We start from the raw sequence: 17,751 nt of genomic DNA, 5'->3' as shown, positions 1-17,751 counted from the left end.
TGTCCTGAGTCAATGGGCATTATCATGGGTTCACATTTCTATTAATTGGGTTCTGAAGCGAAATCAGTGTTTCTGTTGACTGAACCTCATCAATTGCCTGTAGTTTGTCAATCAGTACAAACTGGAGCTCCTCTATTGAGCGGCACATGAGCTTAACGAAGATATTGTAAGCACCAGTGGTGTAATAAGCTTCAACCACTTCTTCAAGAGCATTGAGCTTTTTCAAAGCGGAATGATAGTCTCGTGCGGCGTTTAAGTTAATACCTATAAAGCAGCACACATCGTAACCGAGCTTTTTAGTATCAACGATAACCTCGGTACCTTGTATAATATCTGCGGCTTTCATTTTTTCGATGCGCACATGAATTGTGGCTGGACTGACACCAAATTGTTTGGCCATCTCTGCATATGGCGTCCGTGCATCCTCCATCAAGGTTTTTAAAATTGTTCGGTCTAAGTCATCGATCTTTGTATTCTGTGCTTGCATTTGGTTCTCAACTTAACATTTATGCCTAGTTCAAAATATCACCAATGGTGATACTATTAGATTACTAGCCACCTTAATATGAGAGCTATTTTAGTGCGCTTTTGTCTCATTCTTCTAGCGGTATTTTCTGCGATGCTCTCGCATGCTCATAGTGCAGGTAAGGACATCCTTGTCGTCCATTCGTATCATCAAGGCTTTTTTTGGACTGATGCTTTTCAGCAAGGGCTTGAAGATGTTTTACAAGATGACGATCTGGTTCTGCGGGTTGAGTACCTAGACTCAAAGCGTTTGCAAGATCCTACTTATCTTGATCAGCTTTACCAATTATATAAAACCAAGCTAAGCCAAGAAGCATTTTCCGCAATAGTCGTTAGTGATAATAATGCCTTAAACCTGATGCAGCGTTTAGCACCACAAGTGGGTGATACACCGGTGATATTTGGTGGTATTAATCACTACAGCCCAAGTATGCACTCTCAACTGAACGCGACGGGAGTGATCGAAGATATTGATATCTACAGCAATATTACCTTGATTGAACGTATTCAGCCTGAAGTAAAGAAAATCTTTGTCGTCAGCGACTTTTCTGTATCTGGGGAGCTTGTTCGTCTACAAGTTGAAGAGTTTTTAACCATCAATCCAGAATATCGATCTGTTGTTGAGCAGATTGTTCCTGAAAGCTATCAGCAGTTAATCGAATTTTCCCAGTCTTTAGATAAGTCGAACAGCATTTTACTGTGTATGTATCACAGGGATAAAAATGGTTGGATAGCGGAAGGGGATGAGTGGCAGACGTTCAATCAAACTTCAGGGGCGCCGATATATCTTGTCCATGACTTAGGGCTGGGTAAGGGGGCTGTGGGCGGTTTTATCCAAAGTGGCAGAACCCACGGTCAGCAGACGGGCAATCAGCTCCTTAAAGTATTGCATTCAACGGTTAAACAGATGCCGAATGTGGAAATAGGCACACCGGAAATAAAGCTAGATTATCAAGCGGTTAAGAAGTGGGAGTTGGGGATTGATGGTGAAGTATCAACCATCTTGTTTAATAAGCCCATGCCGTTCACTGAACGCTATCAGCATGAACTCCAAGTCTTTGTTGGTGTGGTTGTCGTCTTAACATTTATTATCATGGCCTTGATTTACTCCATGAGTCGCTTGAAGAGGAGTGAAACGATAGCAAGAGAAAGTCAAATGCTGATAGAAATGGTGTTTGATCAGAGTTATCACTTTATTGGTCTTCTTGATGGATATGGCCGAGCAGTATCTTGCAACAGTAAACTCCAAGAGCTGCTTTATCACCAAGAATTTAGCGTGGATAGACCCATTTGGCATCATCAGCATTGGGAGAACCACTCAGCCAAACTGCTAAAAAGCTACTTTGAGAGTGAAAGTACAAAGCAAAGCACTCAGTTTGAAGCAGAAATTTGGCACTCAGAACACGGTGCTATGGTGCTAGAGGTGGGGTTAAAACCGCTGCCTGACAATCGGCAAGGCGTTAATTATTTATTTGAAGCAAGAGACATCACTTCAAGAAAGATCACTGAAACCAAATTATTCCAGCGAGAAGCAAATCTAAGCCACTACTACGATCAGCAACCTGTAATGATGATTACTTTGGACGAGCACAATTGCGTTCAACAAGTTAATCACTTTGCCGAGCTTTTGCTTGGTTATGCTTCAGAGCAACTGCTTGGCCATAGGTTGGTTGAGTTTTATTGGCACCAAGACTCGATAACACCAAGGCAAGTTTTGTTACAACCTAAGCAAGCAATGTGCGGTGTCTGGAGACGTGAGATTGAATACCGTCATGCAGATGGTCATTCGGTATGGATTCGTGAAAACATACGCCCTCTGGTGGAAACCGGTCATCTACTGATTGTTGGGGAAGATATTACGGAAACCAAGCAGCTGGCAGAGCAACTAGAGTATCAGGCGCGATATGATTTATTAACGGGTACGTACAACCGCAATCAGTTTGAAAAGGAACTAGAAAAGGCACTTATCGAAGTGGAAAGTTATACGCGTACTCACGCCATGCTGTATCTAGATTTGGATCAACTCAAGGTGCTGAATGATACCGCAGGGCATGAAGCCGGAGATATGGCGATTCAGTTTTGTGCCAGTTTATTAGAAGATATCTTGCCTTACAATGCCATCCTTGCTCGGATGGGAGGAGATGAGTTTGCCATATTGCTCAAGGACTGCACTGAGCGAGACGCAACCAGTGTCGCGAACTCGATCATTTGGGCGCTCAGTGATCAGCACTTCGTTTGGGATGACATCAGGCTTAACTTGACCTGTTCTATTGGTATTCGCTTGATTGACCATACCGCAGAGTCACCACAAATGGTTCACGCTCAGGCTGACACTGCCTGCCATGCGGCCAAAGAAGAGGGTCGCAACCGATTTAATCTTTATTGTCCGGATGATGAGACTCTGCGTCGCAGGGAGCAGGAGATGGAGTGCGTGAGCTTTGTGCACGATGCTTTAGCTAACGATCGAATTGAGCTCTTTGCTCAGCAAATCTTGGCTCTAAACAAAGAAGCGTCATTGATGCACTTTGAAATACTCATTCGTATTCGCGACTCTGAGGGTGAATATATTGCTCCGGGGATATTTATGCCAGCTTCTGAGCGCTACAACATCGCACAGCTACTGGATAAGCAGGTTGTGACCAAGGCTCTTGATTGGTTTGAGCAAAACCCAGTCGCACTCGATCATCTTGGAATGTGCTCAATAAACCTTTCTGGCCATTCTATGGGTAATAAAGAGTTTATTAATTTCCTATTAAACAAACTGCAATTTAGCCGCGTGCCCTGTAGCAAGATTTGCCTTGAAATTACCGAGACTGCCGCGATGAGTAATATGAAACAGGCGATCAAACTGTTTACCCAATTTAAGGAATTAGGTTGCAAAATAGCACTGGATGACTTTGGTTCTGGCTTGTCTTCATTTGGTTACCTGAAAAAGTTACCTGTTGATATCGTTAAGATTGACGGTTTGTTTGTCAAGGAGATAGATGTTAATGATGTGGACCATTTGATGGTGCGCTCAATTAATGATTTGGCTAAGCAAATGGGTAAGAAGACCGTCGCTGAATTTGTCGAAAATAATAGAATTCTCGACATGCTTATTGAGCTAGAAGTCGACTATGCCCAAGGCTACTTGATTGGTGTCCCCAAACCTTTGCCTACCTTAGTGGATGAACTGCTTTCATCGTACGATCAACAATAGTCTCAACAGAGCAAATCCATTACACTTGCCAGCCTAGTATGCCGACCTTAATTCTGGAGCCAAAATTTGCAGCTACAACTGATCAGTGAAGACCCAAGTCGAAATGATTTGCTGGAGAGTTTATCGCTTCGATGGGGGCTCAAACACCATAAGCAAAGTCCCTTTGCTCTGGTATTCACTAGCGAAAGATTAGAATTAAGAAAAACGGATGAGCCTAAGTTAGGGGCAATCTATGTTGATCTGGCTGGTGGCGCGATGGCGCATAGGCGCAAGTTTGGTGGCGGGAAAGGGCAGGCTATCGCTAAAGCTGTTGGCTTAAATAAAGGCGTGACCCCAAGCGTTTTGGATGCAACCGCGGGTCTAGGTCGAGATGCATTTGTGCTTGCGTCTTTAGGCTGCAAAGTTCAGATGCTGGAACGTCATCCTGTGGTGGCGGCTTTGCTGGATGATGGATTGATGCGCGCCAAGCAAGATCCTGAAATTGGTGATTGGGTGAGTGAGCGCCTGTCTTTGAGCCATATCTCAAGTCATAACGCGTTAGAAACGTTAGCCGTTGATTGTGAATTTGTGATGCCAGATGTGATATACCTCGATCCCATGTACCCGCATCCAGAAAGGAAAAAAAAGTCGGCCTTAGTGAAAAAAGAAATGCGCGTATTTCAGTCTCTTGTTGGGGCCGATCTCGATGCTGATGCTTTGCTTGGCCCAGCCTTAGCGATGGCGAGTAAAAGAGTCGTTGTGAAACGTCCAGACTATGCTGACTGGTTAGATGGGCAAAAACCCTCAATGGCGATTGAAACCAAAAAGAACCGTTTTGATGTCTATGTTAAGACGTCGATGAGCTAATTTATATTGGGACCTCTCGTTTACTTTTGTGCTTGCTAATCAGCCGTGATGTGGGTATATCATAGTAAGAATTATTCGTATTCTTTTCTGAGGTGCTCGCATGACCAAAAGCTTGTGTAAAATGAGTCGCAAGCAAATTGCTGATGGACTGACTGACATTCACCGCTTGGTTGCTGAGCCAAAATTTGTTTGTCGCTCCTGTGCTCGCTCCTCAGCAGAAAAAGGCTTGCTTTGTAAACCAGCCGCTATTCCTCCTCTTTCGTGCCAGAATCAGCCACTAGAGCGCCAAAAAAAATGTGGCCTTCTAAGCGAAGCGCTTGTTTTGAATGCGCCGCCCAAACCTCAGTCTGGTGATAGATCGCGGGTGGTAAAAAAGGTAATAGACCAAGTGAAACAAAAGGCCCAAAATAAGCCGAGCGACGCATCGGGCCAGTGGTTTGAAAGTTTGGCGAGCAGTAAAGACATTAAGCGCGCGAAAAAGGCACTAAAAAAGCACTACAAGCAGCAAAAAGCATTGCTTAAGTTGGCGAAGAAGAAACACAAGTTACAAAAGCGCGAGGCGAAGTTAAGGTTAAGAATCCGTCCAGAGCTGCCTCAGCTTGTGGATGGAAAAAAGACAGCTCAAACAAGTAAAGTGCATTAAAAGGCGCTCTCTGGAGCCTATATCACTGGTTTTGAGCTTGGTAGCTCAGTGCGACTTTGCGCTTAACCCAAGTTTCATTAAACCAAAGTGACAGCACGATAATCGCGCCGCCAGTGGCTAAACGGGTTAAGTCGACATCTCTATTCCATATTGCGATATTGACGATTAAGCCTGCTGGGACCAAGGCGTTATTCATCGCTGCGAGTGCTCCTGCGTTCACTATCGTCGCGCCTTTGTTCCACCCAAAGTAACCCAATCCAGAGGCTGCAATGCCGAGATAAAAAAGCACACCCCATTGTGTATTGGTAGTGGGTAGTCGCTCGGTATTACCTAATAAGGTGAAGGCAACTAAAGCGACACACAAGGCGCCGAGGTAGAAGTAACCAAAAATAGTATGCTGAGAAAGCTTTACAGACTGATTTTCAATAATGTATTTATAACCGACTTGGCCAATGGCAAAGCAGAGATTCGCGCCTTGAACGACCAAAAAACCGAGCAGAAAGTTTTCATTGATCCCAGTAAACTTAATCAACGCAGCTCCAGCAACGGCGATAAGGGCGGTTGCCAGATACCAAGGAGAAAACCTGCCTTTGAGTAAATCGTAGATTAAGGTGACATAAATAGGAGTAAAAACGGTAAATAGCAACACTTCTGGGACAGAGAGCAAAAGAAAAGACTGGTAATAAAAGCAATACATCAAACCCAGTTGGATTCCCCCAACCATCATTAGTTTGGCAATCAGCGTTTTATCTATCCCTCTGAATTTCAAAAATGGAAGAAAAATCAGGCTTGCTAAGGCGACTCGCATGAGCACAGAAAACCAAGAATCCACTTGACCGGCGAGATACACGCCGATCAAGCTAAACGAGAAGGCCCATAAAAGGGTGACGGCAGACAGGTAGGCCATAATTAATACTCATTATCAATAAATGGCCTGAAGTCTATACCAAAAATCAGTTGTGATCAGTCATTAAGTGGCACAACCAGCATATCGACGGGTGAGCAGTTGATAAGCTGCCTAGTCGAGGACAACAATTTGCTCCAAAAATCCTGATGGTGACCACAAACGACGATATCAACGTTAAATTCTCTGATGGTATCGCACAGCTCATTACCTAGATCACCACTGCCAACAAGCGTATGTTTAATCGGGTAATTGGCATGCTCTGCAAACTTTTGTAGTTGCTGCTGTGAGGCTTCAATGGCCTGATGCTGAGTTTCCGCCAAGTTGATATCAATCAAGCCAGTGTAGAGCTCTGCATAATTGACATCAATGTGAATGAAAGACACCTCAGCGCCGAGTGGTTTGGCGAGGGCAACGGCTTTGTCGACTAAAATTTTGCTGTCTTCTGATAAGTCGACGGCAACTAATATATGCTGATAACTCATGATGGTATCTCCGCTTAGGCATCTGCTAGTAGGTTAGCATTGTCGTCTAAATGTTTTTGTTGTTGTGATCTCAGATCCACATTCAGGCGGCAAAGTGTTAAGGTGTCGTAGTAGCAAGATTATTTGAAGTAAATCAAGTTAATTAGGAGTAAGAAATGCTTTCACAGGCAATGGTTGATCAATTGAATGAGCAAATTAATCTCGAATTTTTCTCATCCAATCTATACTTACAAATGAGTGCTTGGTGTGAAGACAAAGGTTTTGGCGGTGCCGCAGAGTTTCTTCGCGCACATGCGGTTGAAGAAATGGAGCACATGCAGCGACTTTTTACTTACGTGAGTGAAACGGGCTCTATGCCAATATTGGGTGCCATCGATGCCCCTAAGCATGAGTTTGCTAGTTTGGGTGATGTCTTTCGTGAGACTTATGAACACGAGCAGATGATAACCCAGAAAATTAACAAACTTGCCCACGTTGCGTTTACGTCCCAAGACTACTCAACCTTCAACTTCTTGCAGTGGTATGTCTCAGAGCAACACGAAGAAGAGAAGTTGTTTAAAGGGATATTAGACAAGCTTGATCTAGTTGGTGAAGATGGCAAAGCTTTGTTCTTTATCGATAAAGATTTAGCGGCTTTAGCGAAAGAGGAATCATCTTCCATCATGGATGCCCCCGCTGAATAATTTTCAGCACAAGACTTTCTAAGCTGATCGTCTTTTCTTTCCGGGCTTCTGATGAAGATGTAGGGAGGAAAAGATGATAACAGTTGATACGATTCTATTCACGCTAATGTTAGTCACCTTGGTCAATATGGCCAGATACTTAACCGCTTTACGTTCCCTGATATACATAATGCGAGAAGCTCACCCCTTGCTTTATCAGCAAGTTGATGGTGGCGGCTTTTTTACTGCACATGGTAACGTGACTAAACAGGTCAGACTTTTCCACTATTTAAAAAGCAAAGAGTACCACCACCACCACGATGAGGTTTTTACTGGCAAATGTGAAAGAGTGAGGGAGCTTTTTATTCTCTCGAGTTCTTTATTAGGGGTGACTCTTTTTGCTGCATTGATTTTGTAACTGGGTATTTGGCAAGCCCTCTAATTGGGGGTAGAATATCGACGATTGGCTAAGGATGTGCTAGAAGCACATCCTTTTTTATTGGGTTTGAATTGAGAAAGGTCATGACAGAGAAGTTTGATGTTGTCATTATCGGTGCGGGCGCTGCGGGGTTAATGTGTGCTGCAGAGGCAGGTAAGCGCGGTCGTCGCGTATTGGTGATCGATCATGCGAAAAAGCCCGGTCGAAAAATTCTTATTGCCGGTGGCGGTCGCTGCAATTTCACCAACTATGATGTATCGGCGAGCCATTTCTTATGCCAAAACCCTCATTTCGTTAAGTCTGCACTCTCTCAGTATACCAATTGGGACTTTATTGCCATGGTCAGCAAGCATGGGATTGAGTTTGAAGAGCGCGCTCATGGTCAGCTGTTTTGCGTTGGTGATTACACATCAAAAGATATCGTTAACATGCTTTTGACTGAGTGTGACTTGCCTAGTGTCACGCAGCGCTACCAACAAGATGTCCATCATATCGAAAAGACCGAGTCTGGCTTTGTGCTTGATGTTAACCGCCAAACTATTCAATGTGACTCGTTGGTCGTTGCAACTGGCGGCTTGTCGATGCCCAAACTTGGCGCGACACCATTTGGTTACAAAGTGGCTGAGCAGTTTGGTTTAAATATCGAACCCACCACTGCTGGCCTTGTGCCTTTTACCCTTCATAAAGAGGATAAGGAAGCGTTTGCAGAACTGTCAGGTATTGCGGTCGATGCTGAAATTACCGCTCAAGATGGCACGGTGTTTAAAGAAGCCTTACTGTTTACCCATAGAGGATTGTCCGGACCCTCTGTGCTGCAAATATCCTCTTACTGGAAGGCAGGTCAAGCAGTGACGATTAATTTGGTTTCTGGTGTGGATGTCGATGCTTTATTGGCCAGTAATCTTGAAAAACACCCCAACCAGAGTTTAAAAAATACCTTAGCAAAAGTGCTGCCTAAGCGTTTAGTCGAGGTTTTGATTGAGCGAAAAACGTTTATTGATAAGCCACTTAAGCAGTTAACGCCTAAACAATTAACCCAGGTCGCTCAGCAGCTTGAGAATTGGCGCATTGTGCCTAATGGCACAGAGGGTTACCGCACCGCAGAAGTTACTTTAGGCGGCGTGAGCACCGAACATATTTCATCCAAGACGATGCAATGCAAAGATATAGCAGGCTTGTATTTTATTGGCGAAGTGATGGATGTGACAGGCTGGCTCGGTGGCTATAACTTCCAGTGGTGCTGGAGCTCAGGTTTCGTAGCGGGGCAATGGGTGTAGATGTGTAGAGACAATAAAGTTTGCCCACAGTGATGCATTTCTATCTTGCTGAGTTTTCGAACTGTGTGGTTGATATTAGTAAATAGCCACCAAATTAGTAGACACTCTTTAACTTGATTTCATATTGCTTTTCATACTCTACTGGCGACAACTGATTATTGGAACCATGTCGGCGTTTAATGTTGTAGAACATCTCAATATATTCGAAGATGTCCATACGAGCTTCCTCTCTCGTGGTGTAGATCTTCCGCTTAATTCTTTCTCTTTTGAGTAACTGGAAAAAACTCTCGGCAACCGCATTGTCATGACAGTTACCACGGCGACTCATACTTGATTCAAGACCATGCTGTTTCAAAAACCTGTCCCAGTCATGGCTGGTATACTGGCTTCCTTGATCTGAGTGAATGAGTACTTTTTCTACTGGTGAACGACGCCAAATAGCCATCAGCAAAGCATCAAGGACAAGCTCTTTGGTTATTCTACTTTTCATTGACCAACCAATTACCCGCCGAGAGAACAGGTCTACAACTACCGCCAGATACAGCCAACCTTCGTGCGTTTTGATGTATGTAATATCAGTTACCCACGATTGATTGGGCTTGTGCGGGTTGAACTCTCGGGCAAGCTTGTTAGAAACAATGATGTTTTCGACACCACCTTTGGGACGTGGCTTTCGATAACCTCTTTGCGACTGAATACCTTCTCGCTTCATTAGACGATGAACTTGGTTAATTCCACAGATTTCCCCTTCATCTCGTAGGTCACTGTAGATTTTTCGATAACCATACACACAGCCTGACTCCAGCCAAAACTGCTTTATCAGTCCGAGAAGGTATTTTCGCCGCTTTTCTTGTCTACTATCTGGATTTTTTAGCCAAGAATAATAACCACTTGGGTGAACGCCAAAGACTTTACACATGCGTCGAACAGAGTAGATTGTCTGATTCGCTTTAATAAAGGTATACCTCAGTCGGACTGGCTTGCGAAGTACACCGCGGCTTTTTTAGTTTGGCTCGCTCTTCTGTTACTCGCTGCAATATCGGCCACGCTATGACCTTTTTCAGTCACTTGTTTGACTGCTTCAATTTTAAATTCTTCTGGATATCTCTTGCTGCTCATGAGCACCTCTCTATTAGTCATTTGTCTAACTAAAAGCTGTCTATCAAGTCTGTGGCTATTCAGTGTAAAGGTTAAGTCTCTTTGCTTTCGAGCGTAGCTCGCTCAGGCAGCGATGCTGCCGGTTCTGAATCGACTCTTCAATGTTGAGGTTGTTTTCAACTAAGACCAATTCCCTCATTACCAAAACTCACCTTAAGATATTTTTTGCAACAAGCCCCTATAGGGATGACTTTAGGCGCTTGATAGCCTCGAAGATGTGCGGTCGTCGGTCGTTGCTTTTAATCGCAGCATAGACGTCAATGTTTAGATGCTTGCTGTGACTGTCAGTCAGCTCTTTGTAGCACAAGCCTTCATTGTAAAAAGTACACATGGAGCGAGGCATCAATGCGATAGCGTTGCCTTTGGCTACTTTGGAGAGCATTACAATAGTGTCATCGGGCTCTTTGATTCTTTTGAGAGGGAAAGGGAGCTTTTCAAACAGCTTCTCGCACTTTTCGTAAAAGGCAGGGTTGGCACTCCAAGGAAACCAAAACAAAGGTAATTCAGAGACATCTTCAAATGATACTTGGTGCTGTGTTGCTGCTTTGTGTGAAGAAGGCATCGCGAGCAACAGGGGTTCGCGGTATATCCAATGAAAGGAAATATCTTCTTCTACGCGTGTGTTTTGCTCTCCAATGAGAGCTATATCCAGGGAATTCTTCTGTAAGCTTTGAATCAGCTGACTTGAATTCATATTGTGAACGTCTGCACTTTCACTTCCAACGATAGAGTTTAAAGCTCCTGCGATTGGCGAGATATTCTCGAAGTTAAGGGTATTGGTCGCTCCAACTCGAATCTTATCAACATTTCTCGCATTCAGTGCTTTTAGCCCACTAATTAGGCATAAGATTTTCTCTGCTTCAATAAGGAGATCGTTGCCCGATTTAGTTAGGCGCACACCATGAGTGTTACGAGTGAATAATTCATAACCCAGTAAATCTTCTAAGCACCTTATCTGTCTAGTCAGTGGTGGTTGAGTCATATTTATACGCTCAGCCGCCTTGCGGAAGTTAAGTTCTTGTGCCACAGCTAAAAAACACTGAAGTTGTTTTACGGTTGGCAAACTACTGTTGGTTAAAATGGATCTAATACTCATACAGAACTTATGGATAAAAATAACGGCAATAACATTAAAGTAATTTATTTATTCAGATTGTGAACAAATTGCATTATAAAGGTTGATATTTACAAATAACAAGATAAATGTAGCTTTTTTTGGGATGGCGACTAAATATTAAAAGACTTTGAATAGATTACTATTGAGGTTTGTATTTATATGTATTTTACTCATTAGCCATAATGATGAAATTTTATTTATTAGTGATTCATAAATAGTTTATAAAATTGATGTTGATTCAAAAATTAAATTACATAATTAGTAATTCCATAACTATCAATAGCTGCTAGTTTTGTTGCTCCTTAATTAAATGGAGTTAAACATGTCTACAAACTACCTTTTGATCTCTCGATACCCCGTAAAAAACATTGATGATGAAGCTATTGATGGAATTAAATCTAATGAAGATGCTAGATATTTTATTAGCGAAGATGGAAGCAATGAGATCTTGGAATTAAAGGCTATAAATAAAATTGAAGATATTTCAAGTTTAGAAAAAAATCTCATAGATGTATTTACTGTTAATAAAGATTATTTGTCTGGTGATATAAGACGTGAACTACTTCGATTCGTAGAGGCACCTATTACTAGTGAGTCAAAGTTGCCAAATACGGAGTTTGTGCAGCTGCGACATGTCGAAGTGCCTGCAGAGCGTTACGATGACTATCTTGGCTGGCGTGATAGAACAATATTCAACGTTGTTCGAGATAATGCCGACAAGATTAATAGCTTTGAAGCTTATCATTCTCTAATTAGTGGTCAGCCAGGTGTTATGTTTGTTTCTTCATTCAATGGAAATGTTGATTAATATATGCAGCCATTTAATGATGACAACTATAAAGAGATTATTAGACAGGCTGGTGATGATTATATTACTGGTGGGGATGAAGGACTGTATACGCGTCTATATAGAGCAATATAAGAGAAAGTAATATGGAAGTTAATAAAATTGTAGTCGTTGGCGATAAATATTCAGAGTATGCCAATGGAAAAAAGCTTTAACTATTTCTCAATTAGAACTATTAGCAAAGCTACCTGACAATCTATTTCCTAATGAGCATGAGCTGATAGCAGGGCAAGGTGTTTGTAAGCACAAAGCCAAGAAAGTTATTGATGATATTGCCAATAATAAAAGGTTGAAGAGCAAGATCAAAACTTGCTCAGTAGAAAAGCTAGTTTCTGAGCACAAAAATCGATATACCCATAAATGGGACGAGCGAAACATCCTAATTGGGCAGGCTGAAAAGGTTGACCATAAGTTGGATATGTACGCACTGCCTCTCGTCATTGATGATAACTGTGAGCTGATGGGAGACCATCAGACAGGGCAGCATGTGCAAGGGATGTTGCTGGTAGAGGCTTGCCGCCAAGCTTTTATTGCGGTGACTGAAGAGTTTGTTTACCAAAAGCAAAGTGACAAGTATTACGTCATCAACAGTATGTCGATTGATTTTGCAAATTTCCTATTCCCTCTGCCTGCAATCGTACATTTTGAGTTTGTTGAAAAGGATGTAAATGAGCGCCGTGGAAGATTCAAAGCTCGTATGAGTGTGATGCAGAATCAAACCGTGTGCGCCAGTATGGACGTCTCTTTTGCTGTCTACTCTGCTAAATCAATACTGGCCAAAGAGGGGGAGCTCGCTGAATCCGCTACTGAGGCGGTTGTGAGCTCTAACGACCATTTTAATATGGAGCAAGACTGTGCGTAGAAGTTACCAGCTATCGGCTACGACGCAAGGTCCGCTCTATCCTCCCGCAGAAGTGATGGATGCAGAAGGCAACTTTGTTGTTGTTGGGCAAATCCCAAGTGATAGTGGTGTTTCTTGGTCTGGCGCAATTGTCGCGCCAGAAACTCCTGTGCCTGAATTTGGCGAGATCAAACCGTATCGCATTGTGACTCAAATAGAACAACTTTCTGATCAGCAGATGAAGGACATCACCTTGTTCACACTGCCTCTGCCTTTGCCTTCGAATAACTATCCGATGATTTTTGCTCCAGAGCAGAGGCCGGACGCCAATCGCGAGGTGAGAGCCAGCATTCCTCTTCATCAAGGATACATTGAGGACTATCGCCATGAAGACGGTAAGCGGCATATACCACCGATCAACTTATTCGATTGGTTGCAAGCCAAAGGAGAGTTGGTCGTTAGCTTGAAGAATGACAAGCAGTTGGCTCGTTTTGATTTTCAATTTAGCAACCTAGTTCCGAATAGCCTCTACACCGTGATGAGTCTAAGAGAAAAGGATCTTTGCCCCGAATCTCCGACTCGACCAGGTCCTTTAGGTATTCCGAATGTTTTTGTTACTGACGCTTTAGGCAGTGCTCAGTTTTGGGCTGAGTTGCCTGATCCTTTTCCGGCCCATGAATTAGAAGGCAACCGAGTCATAAATGTTGTCGTCTTATATATGAGTTCTCGGCAAAGTTATGGCGGTGCGATTGGCCTACATGGTCTCGGTGGAGATATTCATGCCCAGCTGAAACTTAAACAGCGATCGTTTGATGAATTTGTGACTACGAATAATAGGGAAGATTAATATGCCTTTTATCCATATTACTACTTGGAAAATGAACAACGAAGAGCAAGTGAAAGGGATGCTCGAAGACATCACACATGCCGTGCATAAGAATACTGGCGCCCCTTTAGATAAGATCTCTGTTGCTGTGACAGAAGTTGCTCAGAACCGCTGGGCCGATGCTGGAGTGGTAGGTAGTGAGCCTGACTTTCCAGTGAAGAGTCGTCGCTTAAACTACGAGGAGTGATTATGACTACAGTCGCGGCATTTTTTGATGTGGATGAAACTCTAATTCACACCAAGAGCATGTTTGATTTCTATGAATTTTGGTGTGAGAAAATCGGACAAGGTGAGCAGTTTAAGAGTTACAACGCAAAGCTCAATGCAGATAGAGCTGCGGGTATTGTAAGGGAACAGTTGAACAGAGAGTACTATCAACAGTTTGAAGGACAACAGTACCAAGAACTTGAGAGTGTTGGTCAAGAGTGGTTTCAAAGTCGTTGCGATGATTCTTTCTTTCTCGAACCTTCCGTCGCTGCATTAAAAGAGCACCAACGAGCGGGCCATCAAGTGGTATTCGTCTCCGGCTCGATGGGTCCGATCTTGGCGCCCATTGCCCAATTTCTCAATGTAGAGCACATCCTATGTACCTCTCTGATCTTAGATCAAAAAGGGACGCTAACCGGTCAAATCGGTAAACCGCAGACTATAGGGATAGGTAAAAAAGTTGCTATGTCTGATTTTTGCCAAAGGCATCATATCGACCTCAATCACTGCTACGCATACGGAGACGATATCTCTGATCTTGACATGCTTGAAGCAACAGGCAATCCGATTTGCGTAGGAGAAAACCCTCACCTTCTTCGTCATGCCAAACAGCATGGATGGAAAACTCTTTAAAAACATATGGAATGAAGAATGAGTATTAGTGAAAGTTCTCAGAAGATGACGCTTCGAATCTGGTTAGCGTTGTTTGTATTAGCTTTGTCGACGTTTAACATTGTCACGACCGAATTGGCTCCGATTGGCTTACTTACACCAATGGCCAATGCCTTAGCAACCTCTGAATCATATGTTGGTATGACAGTATCTTTATATGCTTGGGTTGGTGCTTTGAGTGCACTTGTGGCTTCAGTTTTTCTTGGTGCGGTCGGCAAAAAAAATCTCTTAATTGCTTTGAGCATAGTACTGGCTGTTTCCAATGGTCTTGCTGCTAGTGCTGAAACCTTTGAAAACTTAATGTTAGCCAGAGTGATTGGGGCCGTTGCCCACGGTGCATTTTGGTCAATAATTGGTGTCAGTGCTGCGTCGATTGTTCCGTCTAACTATATCGGTCTAGCTACCTCGATCGTATTTGGTGGAGTATCCGTTGCCAGTGTGTTTGGGGTGCCTATTTCAAATTACATCGGTATGCATATAGGTTGGCGCTCCGCATTTATGGTTATGTCAGGGCTTAGCGTGCTGTCACTTGTCGGGATTGCTAGCTTGGTCCCTCAGATTAGCGAGAAGAGCAGTGTGGGTATTGGGGCGATTAAGGCTGTGTTTAAATCGAGTTCACTGATTAAAGTGTATTTTGCCACCATTTTGACCATATCAGCTCACTTTACCGCCTTTACCTATATAGAGCCTATGCTTAATTCCTTAACTCACATTAGTGAAGAGTGCGTCCCGGTTTTATTGTTGGTTTTTGGTGTCGCAGGTATTGCCGGCAATGTCATCACGGCGTTATTCATTGATAAACACCTTAAGACGATCGCGGTTCTGTCTGTACTATTTGCAGCATCAATGCTGGTTCTTATTGGTGAGTTCCACGTGCAGTGGTATCAGGCCCATATCGGCACAGCGCTCGCTATTTGGGGAGCGACGGCATCTTGTATTTTCGTGGCCCTTCAAACTTGGGTGCTTAGACTGGCTTCAGAGCAAGCGTTTCCAGCTTCTGCTCTTTATGTTGCCTTCTTCAATTTGGCAATTGGTATCGGAGCGTCTCTAGGGGCATGGTTAGTTGCTTCTTACAATGTATCTTTCCTGTACGTTTTTGCTGGTGTCGCGATGGCGCTTTCCCTGGTATTTATCACTATCGTGCCGATGAATTCCGAGAATGTTCAGCGAACGCAGGAGGCATAAATGATGAGCGATAAACAGACTACGATCAAAGGCATGCATGTTATGGATCGTTTGGAAGATGGTTTAGCGGAAAGAGTGAGTCGTCGACTTTCCGAGCTCGATAGCGACTTACCTCGATTGATTACGGATTACGCGTTTGGCTCGGTCGTCGCTCGTCCTGGTTTAGATTTAAAAACCCGCGAAATGCTGACCGTTGCTTCTCTGATCAGCTTAGGTAACGCGACCCCCCAGCTTGAACTGCATATGAAAGCGGCGATAAACGTAGGGGTGTCGCCTGAAGAGTTGCTTGAAGTGGTTATTCAGATGGCTGTTTATGCTGGCGTGCCAGCTTGTATGAATGGCCTAGCAAGTTACCGCAAGATTATGAATGAGAAAGGGCTAGTCCTTCCGGGGCTTAAAGAGGAAGTTGCGTAATGGAAGACATTGTTGTTGTTGCTGCAAAGCGAACACCTACTGGTGCATTTATGGGGGAGCTCTCTGGTTTGTCTGCACCTAAGCTTGGCAGCTTGGTGATCAAAGCCTTATTAGCTGATTCAGGCGTTAAACCAGAGCAAATCGATAGCGTCATTCTTGGGCAAGTTCTAACGGCTGGCTGTGGTCAAAATCCAGCTCGCCAAGCCGCAATTGGAGCCGGGTTAACACATAACGCGCAGTGTTTAACAGTCAACAAGGTTTGTGGTTCAGGCTTAAAGGCGGTTCATTTAGCGATGCAAGCAATCACTTGTGATAACGCTGAATTTGTTATTGCTGGTGGGCAAGAAAGTATGTCAAATGCGCCCCACATTTTACCTAACTCTAGAAAGGGCCAAAGATTGGGAGGAGCTGAGCTACACGATAGCTTGGTTCACGATGGTCTTTGGGATGCGTTTAATGATTATCACATGGGAGTGACGGCAGAAAACGTTGCCAATCAGTATGGAGTTGCTCGTTCCGATCAAGATGAGTTCGCGTTTCAATCTCACCAGAAAGCACTTGCGGCGCAAAAAGCCGGTTTGTTTGCGAATGAGATAGTGCCAATTGAAATGAGAGATCGAAAAGGCAATGTTCGTATTTTTAGTCAGGATGAAGGCCCCCGAGAAACAAGCGTGGACAAACTTGCTAGTTTGCAGCCCGTGTTTTCTAAGCAAGGTACAGTTACGGCAGGTAACGCATCATCACTCAATGACGGAGCGTCTGCATTGCTACTCTGTCATCGTGATACTGCAGAAAGGTACCAATTGAAGGTGCTTGCTATCTTAGGGGAATTCAGCAATTCAGGCATTAACCCTGATGTTATGGGAGTGGCCCCTATTGAAGCTATCTCGAAATGCCTTGACCAATCTGGGTGGGAAGCAAGCGAGGTAGACCAGCTAGAGTGTAACGAAGCGTTTGCATCGCAAGCAATTGCCGTTGCTCGGGCAATAGACATTCCTGATGAGAAAATTAATCCATATGGTGGAGGTATTGCGTTGGGGCACGCGATTGGTTCTTCGGGAAGTAGAATCCTAGTTACTCTTATTCATAGCCTTATAAGAGATAACAAAAATAAAGGTCTCGCTACTCTTTGCATTGGCGGTGGAGAAGGTGTTGCGATGAGTGTTTGTCGTCAACACGAATCGTATAGCAATGAATCTTAACTGCTATTTTCGGCTTATTAAGTCAGTGAGTTTATGTAATCTAGTTACATAAATTTTGGTTTAATTAGAATGGTTAATGGATATATAAATTCTTTTATAGGTCGATCTAATCATCACTGGTTCAACCAAATTGGATAAATATAAATACTCAATGGTTAGGCAAATATAATGAATGTACTTAGAAGTGGCCCCCGATTTTCGGACATGACTTTAAGTGATTGATCTGTTTTGATAGTACCCAG

Annotated in this window: 18 protein-coding genes and 1 pseudogene; 14 read left to right on the top strand and 5 right to left on the bottom strand. The window is 43.5% G+C overall.

Annotation, left to right across the window (positions count from 1 at the left end):
• Positions 1-22 precede the first annotated feature (22 nt).
• Positions 23-487, bottom strand: coding sequence for a transcriptional regulator AsnC (gene asnC / locus QQK21_RS14680; RefSeq protein WP_284192934.1), 465 nt, complete (start codon positions 485-487; stop codon positions 23-25).
• A 93-nt stretch (positions 488-580) separates the two neighbouring features.
• On the opposite strand from asnC, the gene QQK21_RS14675 reads away from it, so the two are divergent.
• The 3 genes from QQK21_RS14675 (at position 581) to QQK21_RS14665 (ending at position 5,213) form a co-directional block, all read left to right on the top strand.
• The gene (locus QQK21_RS14675; protein WP_284192947.1) at positions 581-3,724 is read left to right on the top strand and encodes a bifunctional diguanylate cyclase/phosphodiesterase; all 3,144 of its coding nucleotides are present in this window, start codon (positions 581-583) and stop codon (positions 3,722-3,724) included.
• A gap of 66 nt (positions 3,725-3,790) precedes the next feature.
• Positions 3,791-4,570, top strand: a complete 780-nt coding sequence (locus QQK21_RS14670; protein WP_284192933.1) for a class I SAM-dependent methyltransferase — start codon at positions 3,791-3,793, stop codon at positions 4,568-4,570.
• A gap of 100 nt (positions 4,571-4,670) precedes the next feature.
• On the top strand, positions 4,671-5,213 hold the full coding sequence (locus tag QQK21_RS14665; RefSeq protein WP_284192932.1) for a hypothetical protein: 543 nt from the start codon (positions 4,671-4,673) through the stop codon (positions 5,211-5,213).
• Between the two features lie 22 nt (positions 5,214-5,235).
• Here the strand turns inward: QQK21_RS14665 and QQK21_RS14660 are convergent, their stop codons facing one another.
• Together QQK21_RS14660 and uspA are read right to left on the bottom strand one after the other, a co-directional pair.
• Positions 5,236-6,120 (bottom strand): carboxylate/amino acid/amine transporter, encoded by an 885-nt coding sequence (locus tag QQK21_RS14660; RefSeq protein ID WP_284192931.1) that lies wholly within the window; start codon positions 6,118-6,120, stop codon positions 5,236-5,238.
• Between the two features lie 56 nt (positions 6,121-6,176).
• Complete coding sequence (gene uspA, locus QQK21_RS14655; protein WP_284192930.1) at positions 6,177-6,602, bottom strand: universal stress protein UspA; 426 nt, start codon at positions 6,600-6,602, stop codon at positions 6,177-6,179.
• A gap of 155 nt (positions 6,603-6,757) precedes the next feature.
• On the opposite strand from uspA, the gene ftnA reads away from it, so the two are divergent.
• The 3 genes from ftnA (at position 6,758) to QQK21_RS14640 (ending at position 8,980) form a co-directional block, all read left to right on the top strand.
• On the top strand, positions 6,758-7,285 hold the full coding sequence (gene ftnA, locus QQK21_RS14650; RefSeq protein WP_284192929.1) for a non-heme ferritin: 528 nt from the start codon (positions 6,758-6,760) through the stop codon (positions 7,283-7,285).
• A gap of 73 nt (positions 7,286-7,358) precedes the next feature.
• A complete protein-coding gene (gene uspB / locus QQK21_RS14645) occupies positions 7,359-7,682 on the top strand; it encodes a universal stress protein UspB (protein ID WP_284192928.1) in 324 nt (107 codons plus the stop codon).
• Between the two features lie 104 nt (positions 7,683-7,786).
• Positions 7,787-8,980, top strand: a complete 1,194-nt coding sequence (locus tag QQK21_RS14640; protein WP_284192927.1) for a BaiN/RdsA family NAD(P)/FAD-dependent oxidoreductase — start codon at positions 7,787-7,789, stop codon at positions 8,978-8,980.
• 94 nt (positions 8,981-9,074) lie between these two features.
• Here QQK21_RS14640 and QQK21_RS14635 read toward each other — a convergent pair.
• Together QQK21_RS14635 and QQK21_RS14630 are read right to left on the bottom strand one after the other, a co-directional pair.
• Positions 9,075-10,099 (bottom strand): annotated as a pseudogene (locus tag QQK21_RS14635) (IS3 family transposase).
• 217 nt (positions 10,100-10,316) lie between these two features.
• Positions 10,317-11,234 (bottom strand): LysR family transcriptional regulator, encoded by a 918-nt coding sequence (locus tag QQK21_RS14630; RefSeq protein ID WP_284192926.1) that lies wholly within the window; start codon positions 11,232-11,234, stop codon positions 10,317-10,319.
• A 343-nt stretch (positions 11,235-11,577) separates the two neighbouring features.
• Between QQK21_RS14630 and QQK21_RS14625 the strand changes: the two genes are divergently transcribed.
• The 8 genes from QQK21_RS14625 (at position 11,578) to QQK21_RS14590 (ending at position 17,509) form a co-directional block, all read left to right on the top strand.
• Positions 11,578-12,063 (top strand): hypothetical protein, encoded by a 486-nt coding sequence (locus QQK21_RS14625; RefSeq protein ID WP_284192925.1) that lies wholly within the window; start codon positions 11,578-11,580, stop codon positions 12,061-12,063.
• A 328-nt stretch (positions 12,064-12,391) separates the two neighbouring features.
• The gene (locus QQK21_RS14620; RefSeq protein WP_284192924.1) at positions 12,392-12,964 is read left to right on the top strand and encodes an AfsA-related hotdog domain-containing protein; all 573 of its coding nucleotides are present in this window, start codon (positions 12,392-12,394) and stop codon (positions 12,962-12,964) included.
• On the top strand, positions 12,957-13,790 hold the full coding sequence (locus tag QQK21_RS14615; RefSeq protein WP_284192923.1) for a hypothetical protein: 834 nt from the start codon (positions 12,957-12,959) through the stop codon (positions 13,788-13,790). The genes QQK21_RS14620 and QQK21_RS14615 overlap by 8 nt, the downstream gene beginning before the upstream one ends.
• A gap of 1 nt (position 13,791) precedes the next feature.
• Positions 13,792-14,016, top strand: coding sequence for a 2-hydroxymuconate tautomerase (thmT, locus tag QQK21_RS14610; RefSeq protein ID WP_284192922.1), 225 nt, complete (start codon positions 13,792-13,794; stop codon positions 14,014-14,016).
• Between the two features lie 2 nt (positions 14,017-14,018).
• Positions 14,019-14,669 (top strand): HAD family hydrolase, encoded by a 651-nt coding sequence (locus QQK21_RS14605; protein WP_284192921.1) that lies wholly within the window; start codon positions 14,019-14,021, stop codon positions 14,667-14,669.
• Between the two features lie 18 nt (positions 14,670-14,687).
• The gene (locus tag QQK21_RS14600; RefSeq protein ID WP_284192920.1) at positions 14,688-15,893 is read left to right on the top strand and encodes an MFS transporter; all 1,206 of its coding nucleotides are present in this window, start codon (positions 14,688-14,690) and stop codon (positions 15,891-15,893) included.
• Positions 15,894-16,307 (top strand): carboxymuconolactone decarboxylase family protein, encoded by a 414-nt coding sequence (locus QQK21_RS14595; protein ID WP_272281943.1) that lies wholly within the window; start codon positions 15,894-15,896, stop codon positions 16,305-16,307.
• Entirely contained in the window at positions 16,307-17,509 is a 1,203-nt protein-coding gene (locus QQK21_RS14590; protein ID WP_284192919.1) for an acetyl-CoA C-acetyltransferase, read from the top strand. The genes QQK21_RS14595 and QQK21_RS14590 overlap by 1 nt, the downstream gene beginning before the upstream one ends.
• Positions 17,510-17,751 lie beyond the last annotated feature (242 nt).

It is taken from the genome of Vibrio zhanjiangensis, assembly GCF_030161235.1.
Classification (GTDB): Bacteria; Pseudomonadota; Gammaproteobacteria; order Enterobacterales; family Vibrionaceae; genus Vibrio; species Vibrio zhanjiangensis.
The sequence above is the reverse complement of the archived record's forward strand: the minus strand, read 5'-3'. Positions and strand labels throughout refer to the sequence as shown.